This is a genomic window from Celeribacter marinus (assembly GCF_965656515.1).
Classification (GTDB): domain Bacteria; phylum Pseudomonadota; class Alphaproteobacteria; order Rhodobacterales; family Rhodobacteraceae; genus Celeribacter; species Celeribacter marinus_D.
The window spans coordinates 56670-64343 of record NZ_CBFHKW010000006.1 but is presented as its reverse complement, the minus strand read 5'-3'; the positions used below and the strand labels follow the sequence as shown (position 1 = coordinate 64343).

Genomic DNA, 7674 nt, shown 5'->3' with positions numbered 1-7674 from the left:
ACCGCCGCAGGCGTCCACACACAGATGTTTGCAGGCGCGAGGGCTGTGGCAAGGCCAATCACGTAAGCCGCACCAAAAGCCCCGCGATGACGCGGGTCATCGTCCGTCATGCATATGCGCGCTCCATCAGGGTTCGCGATCGTGCGATTGCCGTATGGGTTTTGGCGCATCGCAATCGTCGCAGGCCCAATCCTGTAGGGCAAATCGCCAAAGATGGCGCGTGCGGACCGTGTGATATGCGCGATTGCCTCCAACGTCTCCATCACGGACACATCATCAGCCGCATGCACAATCGGGCACAACCCGTGGCTCACAAACCCCAATGTATCTAGCGGGGGTCGCTTGCGATTTAATTCAGGGAAAAAGCTGACCATACCGCCCCCGCGGATCACATCAGGAAAGGCCTGTGCGGCAGCGTTGTGAATATCGGTGAGCGGCGGGCAGTCAGGCCAATCCGAGCCTGGCGGTGTCGATTGGCGGTCCACGGACGGACAAACGAGGATACTATCAGGCTTAAATTGCGCCGCCTGCATGCGCGCAGCGATGTCAGCCAGTTCTGCGGCAGGCGTCTCCTTGCACGATAGGATAAGTTCTAGATCAAAGAGGATATCTGGCAACGCGGCCTGCACGGCTGCGAATGCTTGAAATTGCCAATCCAGACGCCCGATGTCCATATCGACGTGACAGAGCAACCGTTGTGGATTGACGGTGGCCAGAGTACCGTGTGCCCCAGCCAACTTGACCGCATCGTCAGGGGTTAAAACCAGAGCCATATCGGGAAAATTGGCCGGTCTGGCGGCTTCGGGCGGAGTTGGCGGGCGGGTGCAAATCGCATCCCCGGGCGTCAATACGACCGATTGCGCCAACGTATCCGCGTCATTCAACACATAGGGCCACGGTTCGGCCAAAGGCCGATTATAGGTTTTGAACGAGGCATCGCCCCATTGCCGCTGATCTTCCATTTCAAATGTGTCGCCCGAAAACTGGCACGTCACACTATGATCGCCCACGTTATGAGACAGCGATGTGATGTCCATAAACGGCTGCCACGGATCGATCAAAAGGGGGAACTGCGACGCCTCAACGGTGCCGTCACTATGGCCGACCCGAACCGACTGCCCCGCGACCCCCTCAATGGGATGCAACACGGTAAAGCCCGCACGATTGGTCTCAAACGCGCCGATTGAGGTCGCGCGCGCCGACATCGATAGGGCATCGGGTGTCACATCAATGATAACATCGACGACAAGCTGTGCGTCACCGCTGTCAAAGGTCAGCCTATATGAGATGTGCAAGTGATCGTCGCTTTGGGTTTCAACCTCACTCTCAAGGCGCGGTGACACTGTGCCCCAATCACGATCACGCACCAGAAAGGCGATGCTCCGGATGGCCTCAACGCCCTTAAACCTCACATGACGCAAGTGGCCGCCATCTATTGTGAACGACCACGGCCCCACGACCCGCGATGTCGCCGCAGGCACGCGGTGCTGCGTGCCGTAAAGGTCTTTATAGTCACTCACAGCGCGCGCGGCGAGACAGTCCGCCCCTCTGCTGCCGAGAGATAGGCGGCCTCAACCAGTGCAAGTGTCTGCAAGTTGTCCGCGCCAGATGTCTGTGGTGTGCGCCCACTTGCGATACAATCGACAAAATGCTGCTGAATCGCCAATACGCTTTCCTGAATGTTGTGCCACGGCGTTTGCGCCCACGACAAAACGGGCGGCGAGACATCGCGCACCACCGTCTGCGCGCCACTTATCGTCAGCTTATACCCCGCATCCAGACGCAGCGTGCCGTCCGTTCCGTCAATTTCAAGCAAGGTTTGCGGGAACGTCTCGGGGGCGCGGCGCGTTGCATAGGAACAATCGACCACACTTGTAGCGCCGTGATGCGTGAGCAGCATCGTGGCGACATCTTCGCCCTTTATGTTGGGATTTACCCGTTGCGTGGTGGCGGAAATCTGGCTGACATCCCCCAAAAACGCGCGCGCAATGTCGAGGATATGAATGCCGAGATCTTCGATGATAAACCGCGCCCCTTCGGCCAGATAGGGCTGGCCGGAAAACACATCATAGCCGGACCTGAAACTGAACCGTCCAAAGAACGGATCGCCGATCGCACCGGATTTCACGGCCTGTAGGGCCGCCTGAATAGGCGACTGCCAGCGGAAATTTTCGTGCACCATGAGTATCTTATTCGCGCTGTGGGCGGCGGCGACCATCGCGCGTGCATCGGGGAGGTTTTGTGCAAATGGCTTTTGACAAATGATGTGCACACCCGCATCAGTTGCCATTTTGACCAAGGGCAAATGGGATGGCGCAGTGGTCGCGATATCGACAAAATCGAAACCGCCCGCCGCAAACATGTGGGCGGCATCGGCATATGTCCGATCAATACCAAAATCACTCGCACTTTGCCCCAATCGCTCTGCGTTTTGGTCACACAGCGCAACGATGTCGACTCCGTCGATATCGCGCCATGCGTGAAGTTGATTTTGCGCGAAAAACCCGCAGCCGATCAATGCACCTTTCATGCCATCTCCCTATTTGTCTGTTGCCCCGCTCACGGCTGAGCGACGAGACGGACCTGACCCTATAACTGGACGTGATCCCTCCCCTTGATCATTTGAGCAGCGCCCAAAACATATCTTATGGGGGGCGATTGCCCATGATTGGCGCACACTAGACCAGATGACAGTATATTCCACAATGTGGAAAATTAGCACTTTATGCCGATCCAGATAGCGAATCTGTTAATGACTGCGCCATTCCTTTTATCCGAACACCCACCTCGTTGATCCGCTCACCGGACAGACGCGACGACAAGGCCGAGACAGATATGGCACACACGGCATCCCCCGCCCGAGACAACACAACGCCAGCAACACAGCGCAAACCGGACGCGTGTTCCTCGTCATCAACCGCATATCCGACCTCTCGGATGTGGTGAATTTCTGTCATCAGCGTTTCGAGATTTCGGTGCGAGCGCGGCGTCATCGGGTGAAACCCTGCCTGCAACGCAAACCGTTCAATTTGTCCATCGCACCATGTCGCAAGAATGGCTTTCCCCATCCCTGAGCAAAAGGCCGGCACCCGCCCGCCCGTTGGGGAAATGGCACGCACAATTTCGCGGCTTTCCACTTGAGAAATCGTCACAATTTGCTCGCCGTCCAGAATGCCGAGGTTCGCGGTTTCTCGGGTTTCATCGCGCAGTTTGCGCAGGTACGGCAAGGCAGGTGTGACGAAATTGTATTTTTGCACATAGGCCGATCCGACCGAATACGCCGCGCGACCGACATGCCAAAGGGTGCGTTCGGGATCGAAGTAGGCGAAATTTTCATCCTCGAGCGTTGTCAAAAGCCGGTGCGCTGTGGACACCGCAAGCTCGGATTCCTTTGCAAGGTCGCTCACGCGCCGACCCTCGTCAGACGCAGCCAACAGTTTGAGCAGCGTCATGGCGCGCTGAACAGATTGCACATTTCCGATTTTCTGCTTCATTCTCATTTTCCGCATCGTGAAAATTATTTTCACACCAATTAACATCTCCCCCCGTCTCGGTCTACAAATTAAAAAAAATGGAGTTCGCTATGTCATATGTAAAAAGATCCGAAATCGATGTTTCTGCCGATCTGGCGGCGCTTGTTGAAAACGAAATCCTGCTCGGAATTGATGCCGATCACTTTTGGGATGGATATGTTGCGCTCCTCAAAGATCTGGTGCCCGAAAATCGCGCCCTTCTGGCGAAACGTGACGAGCTGCAATCGCAGATCGATGCGTGGTATACCTCGCACAAAGGTCAGACCTTTGATGTTGAGGCCGCAAATTCGTATTTGCGTGAGATCGGCTATATTCAACCCGCACCTGCACCCTTCGAGATCAACGTCGAGAACGTCGATCCGGAGATTGCAACTGTTGCGGGTCCTCAGCTTGTTGTGCCCGTGATGAACGCGCGATTTGCGTTGAACGCGGCCAATGCACGTTGGGGATCGCTCTATGATGCGCTCTATGGCACAGATGCGATTGAGGGCGCGCCATCGGGCAAGGGCTATGATGCCGCACGTGGCGCACAGGTCGTGGCATGGGCGCGCGCCCATTTGGATCAGGTTGCACCATTGGCAAACGGATCGTGGGCGGATGTTCAGGCCTTAGAGGCCGGTGAAACCTTGTCGATCTCCCTTGGTGATGGCGCAACGACACTGGCCAATGCGGATCACTATGCAGGCTACCGTGAAAATGGCGATGTCATGTTGCGCGTCAACGGCCTTCTCATCGAGATCAAAATCAACCGCGAGAGCGCAATTGGCGCCACTGACCCCGCGGGCATTTCCGATATCCGTTTGGAAAGTGCTCTTACGGCTATTCAGGACTGCGAAGATTCCGTAGCTGCGGTCGATGCCGAAGACAAATGTGTGGTCTATGCCAACTGGCTCGGCCTGATGAAGGGCACACTCCAAGAGAGCTTTGATAAGGGCGGCAAGGTCATGACGCGTCGTTTGAACGACGATGTGACCTACACAGCCCCCGATGGCGCGGACGTCACTCATCCTGGTCGCGCGTTGATGCTGGTGCGCAATGTGGGTCACCTGATGACCAACAACGCAATTATGTGGAACGGCGAAGAAACCCCCGAAGGCATCATGGACGCAGTGATCACCGTGGCCTGTGCCATGCATGATTTGACAAAGACAGACGGCCTGCGCAACTCGCGCGCAGGGTCGGTCTATGTCGTAAAGCCGAAAATGCACGGACCCGAAGAGGTGGCATTTGCCAACACGCTCTACGGTCGCGTCGAAGATATGCTTGGCCTGCCCCGCAATACGGTCAAACTGGGGATCATGGACGAAGAACGCCGGACCTCGGCCAACCTTGCGGCCTGTATCAATGCCGTTAAAAACCGCTGCGTGTTTATCAACACAGGTTTCCTTGACCGGACCGGCGATGAAATCCACACGATGATGCAGGCGGGTCCGGTCATTCCACGTGGCGAGATGGCACAAAGCGCGTGGCTCGGCGCCTATGAGAACGGCAATGTCGACACCGGTCTTGCCGCAGGATTCACCGGTCAGGCACAAATCGGCAAAGGCATGTGGGCGCGCCCCGATGATATGGCGGACATGCTACAGGCCAAGATCGGCCACCCGAAAGCGGGTGCAAATACCGCGTGGGTGCCCTCGCCTACTGCCGCCACGCTGCACGCCACACATTACCACCACGTGAATGTGACGGATGTTCAAAATGATCTGCGCGGGCGGGCTCATGCTTCGCTCGACGCCCTTCTGACACCACCCGTGATGATCGGCCGCAATGTATCCGACGAGGATGTGACCCGCGAATTGGAAAACGCCTGTCAGTCTATTCTCGGATATGTGGTGCGTTGGGTTGATCAAGGTATCGGTTGCTCCAAAGTGCCAGATATCGACGACGTGGCCCTCATGGAAGACCGCGCCACATTGCGGATTTCCGCGCAATATCTTGCCAACTGGGTCGAGCACGGCATTTGCACAAAGGATCAAGTCGAGGCTGCGTTCCGCCGCATGGCCCCAAAGGTTGATGCGCAAAATGCGGGGGATCCTGCGTATATTCCGATGGCTCCGGCATTCGATGGTGCGGCGTTCAACGCGGCCCGCGCATTGGTTATTGAGGGGATTGCACAACCCTCTGGCTACACCGAACCGCTTCTTTACAAAGCGCGTTTGAGTGTGAAGCAAGCGGCGAAATAAGCCACGTTCAGGCGGGAGACATACACATGCAACTGATCAAACGACTGGATTTAAACGATGCGCGCCTCCTCTTGGAGGGGGCACGCGCCAAGGCAGACGAGATCAACGTGCCGATGTGCATCGCGATCACCGATGAGGGCGGCAATTTGATTGCATTCGAGCGTATGGACGGTGGCAAGGTGACCTCAATCACCATCGCAATCGACAAAAGCTTTACGGCCTCTGCGGCGAAAAAGGCGACCCATGACTACGGCGCTATCAGCCAACCGGGGGGGCAGACATATGGCATAGACTCCGCGATTGGTGGACGCTTGATGGTCGTCGGTGGCGGTCTTCCTGTGAGTGTAGACGGTGATGTTGTCGGGGGCATTGGCGTGTCATCTGGCACACCCGCTCAGGACCGTGAGGTCGCTCAAGCGGGCATAGATCACTTTATCGCAACGCTTTAAGTCACGCACACAAAACACAAAAAAGCGGGCGGTTTATGACAAACCGCCCGCTTTTTCTATGTCTATAGCGCCGTGGCGCATAGCTTATGGATCTTAGGACTTGTCGGTCTTTTTGGCAAAGCAGCTTGTATACAGATCCCAACACCCAAGACCTGACGCCACGAGAATGACCACTGTCAGGTCAAGACGCGGAACGTGGATCACAAGGATCGCCAAAAAGGCGAACAGCACCAAAAATGCAAAAACGGCTATCAGTTTGTTCATAGCTTTAGTTCCTTGTCTTCTATTGTTTCTAGATGTGAGGTGAGCCAACGTGCTGTGCGTAACAGACGGGCATCATCACCGCGTCTGCCAACCAGTTGCACACCCATCGGCATTCCATTTTCCGCAACAAAAAGCGGTATCGTCACAACAGGCACACCCGCCAACGTCCAAAGGCCGTTGAAAATCGGACTTCCTGTATCGTCGAGCCCTTCGGGCGCTGGACCCAAAGCCGCAGGACAAATGATCGCGTCTGCGCGGTTGAAGATCGCTTCAAGCCCCGCATTTAGCACATCGCGCCAATCGAGCGCAGAGATGTAATCGCGTGCCATAACATCTTTGCCCTGATCAATCGCAGTGCGAAGTTTCTCGGACAACTGCTCCCTGCCACGGGCTTCGAAATGGTAGTAGCATTTCGCCATCTCGGCAAAGTTGATCAGCTCGCGCGTTTGTGCGGCCTGACCTAACTCCGGCAAAGGCGCGTCAAAACATTTGTCATCCAGAATGGCGACAAGCTCTTCGATAGCGGCAATCATTTGTGGATCCGCCTGATCCCATCCGGGAATACGACCTAACGCAAAATCGGGCAGAACCGGCGGCTTGGACACCGCAACGTCGAGCATCCGTGGCATAGGCACCGCGGATGTCGCGGTGTCTAGCGGATCGTAGCCCGTCAACACATCGCTCAATAGAGCGCAATCCTCAATGGAGCGCGCAAAAACGCCAACCGTATCGAGATGCGGAGACTGGGACAAAATACCTGTGCGCGGGATCAAGCCAAAGCTGGGTTTAAAGCCAACCACACCGCAAAAGGACGCAGGCCGAATAATAGAGCCACCGGTTTGGGTTCCGACGGCAAAGGGCACCATACCCGCTGCGACTGCCGCAGCGGACCCTTGGGATGATCCACCCGGAGTATGATCGGGGTTATGGGGATTACGGGTCTTTCCGGCGTGCATGAACGCACCCTCGGTCGTGACGGTTTTCCCCAAGATGATCGCACCTGCCGCGCGCAGCCGTGCAACAATCCATGCATCCTCGGTAGGGACACGTCCCGCATCGATGGGCGTTCCGTTCTCGGTCGGAATGCCCTTCGTGTCGATGATATCTTTCAGGCCAACAGGCAATCCATGCAGCGGACCAAGGGGCCGCCCCGCGAGACGCCATTGATCCAAACGCTGGGCCTGCGCGAGCGCGTGATCTCCGTCAAGCCACGCCCAAGCGCCAATTTGTTCCTCGTGTTCGCCG

The 7674-nt window shown here is 56.4% G+C and carries 7 protein-coding genes; 2 read left to right on the top strand and 5 right to left on the bottom strand.

The genetic code is table 11. From position 1 onward, the window contains the following. From ACTG34_RS02750 to ACTG34_RS02740, 3 genes are all read right to left on the bottom strand, one after another. Window positions 1-1520: hypothetical protein (locus tag ACTG34_RS02750; RefSeq protein ID WP_439103504.1), on the bottom strand; the 1520-nt coding region annotated here is incomplete at its 3' end. Beyond that, entirely contained in the window at window positions 1517-2530 is a 1014-nt protein-coding gene (locus ACTG34_RS02745; RefSeq protein WP_439103503.1) for a Gfo/Idh/MocA family protein, read from the bottom strand. The genes ACTG34_RS02750 and ACTG34_RS02745, both read right to left, overlap by 4 nt. Before the next feature lie 193 nt (window positions 2531-2723). Further along, complete coding sequence (locus ACTG34_RS02740) at window positions 2724-3494, bottom strand: IclR family transcriptional regulator (RefSeq protein WP_439103502.1); 771 nt, start codon at window positions 3492-3494, stop codon at window positions 2724-2726. A gap of 89 nt (window positions 3495-3583) precedes the next feature. Here ACTG34_RS02740 and ACTG34_RS02735 point away from each other — a divergent pair, with 89 nt between their 5' ends. Together ACTG34_RS02735 and ACTG34_RS02730 are read left to right on the top strand one after the other, a co-directional pair. Next, window positions 3584-5716, top strand: a complete 2133-nt coding sequence (locus tag ACTG34_RS02735; protein ID WP_439103501.1) for a malate synthase G — start codon at window positions 3584-3586, stop codon at window positions 5714-5716. Between the two features lie 26 nt (window positions 5717-5742). Then, the gene (locus ACTG34_RS02730) at window positions 5743-6165 is read left to right on the top strand and encodes a GlcG/HbpS family heme-binding protein (protein WP_439103500.1); all 423 of its coding nucleotides are present in this window, start codon (window positions 5743-5745) and stop codon (window positions 6163-6165) included. A 93-nt stretch (window positions 6166-6258) separates the two neighbouring features. Here the strand turns inward: ACTG34_RS02730 and ACTG34_RS02725 are convergent, their stop codons facing one another. Next, a complete protein-coding gene (locus ACTG34_RS02725) occupies window positions 6259-6429 on the bottom strand; it encodes a hypothetical protein (RefSeq protein ID WP_156320727.1) in 171 nt (56 codons plus the stop codon). After that, window positions 6426-7674 (bottom strand): amidase (locus ACTG34_RS02720; RefSeq protein WP_439103499.1); only part of this gene is annotated, 1249 nt, incomplete at its 5' end. The genes ACTG34_RS02725 and ACTG34_RS02720, both read right to left, overlap by 4 nt.

Excerpts from the sequence above, each read along its gene's own strand:
- ACTG34_RS02745 (WP_439103503.1), bottom strand. The coding sequence starts at position 2,530 with ATGAAAGGTGCATTGATCGGCTGCGGGTTTTTCGCGCAAAATCAACTT.
- ACTG34_RS02725 (WP_156320727.1), bottom strand. The coding sequence starts at position 6,429 with ATGAACAAACTGATAGCCGTTTTTGCATTTTTGGTGCTGTTCGCCTTT.
- ACTG34_RS02730 (WP_439103500.1), top strand. The coding sequence starts at position 5,743 with ATGCAACTGATCAAACGACTGGATTTAAACGATGCGCGCCTCCTCTTG.
- ACTG34_RS02740 (WP_439103502.1), bottom strand. The coding sequence starts at position 3,494 with ATGAAGCAGAAAATCGGAAATGTGCAATCTGTTCAGCGCGCCATGACG.
- ACTG34_RS02735 (WP_439103501.1), top strand. The coding sequence starts at position 3,584 with ATGTCATATGTAAAAAGATCCGAAATCGATGTTTCTGCCGATCTGGCG.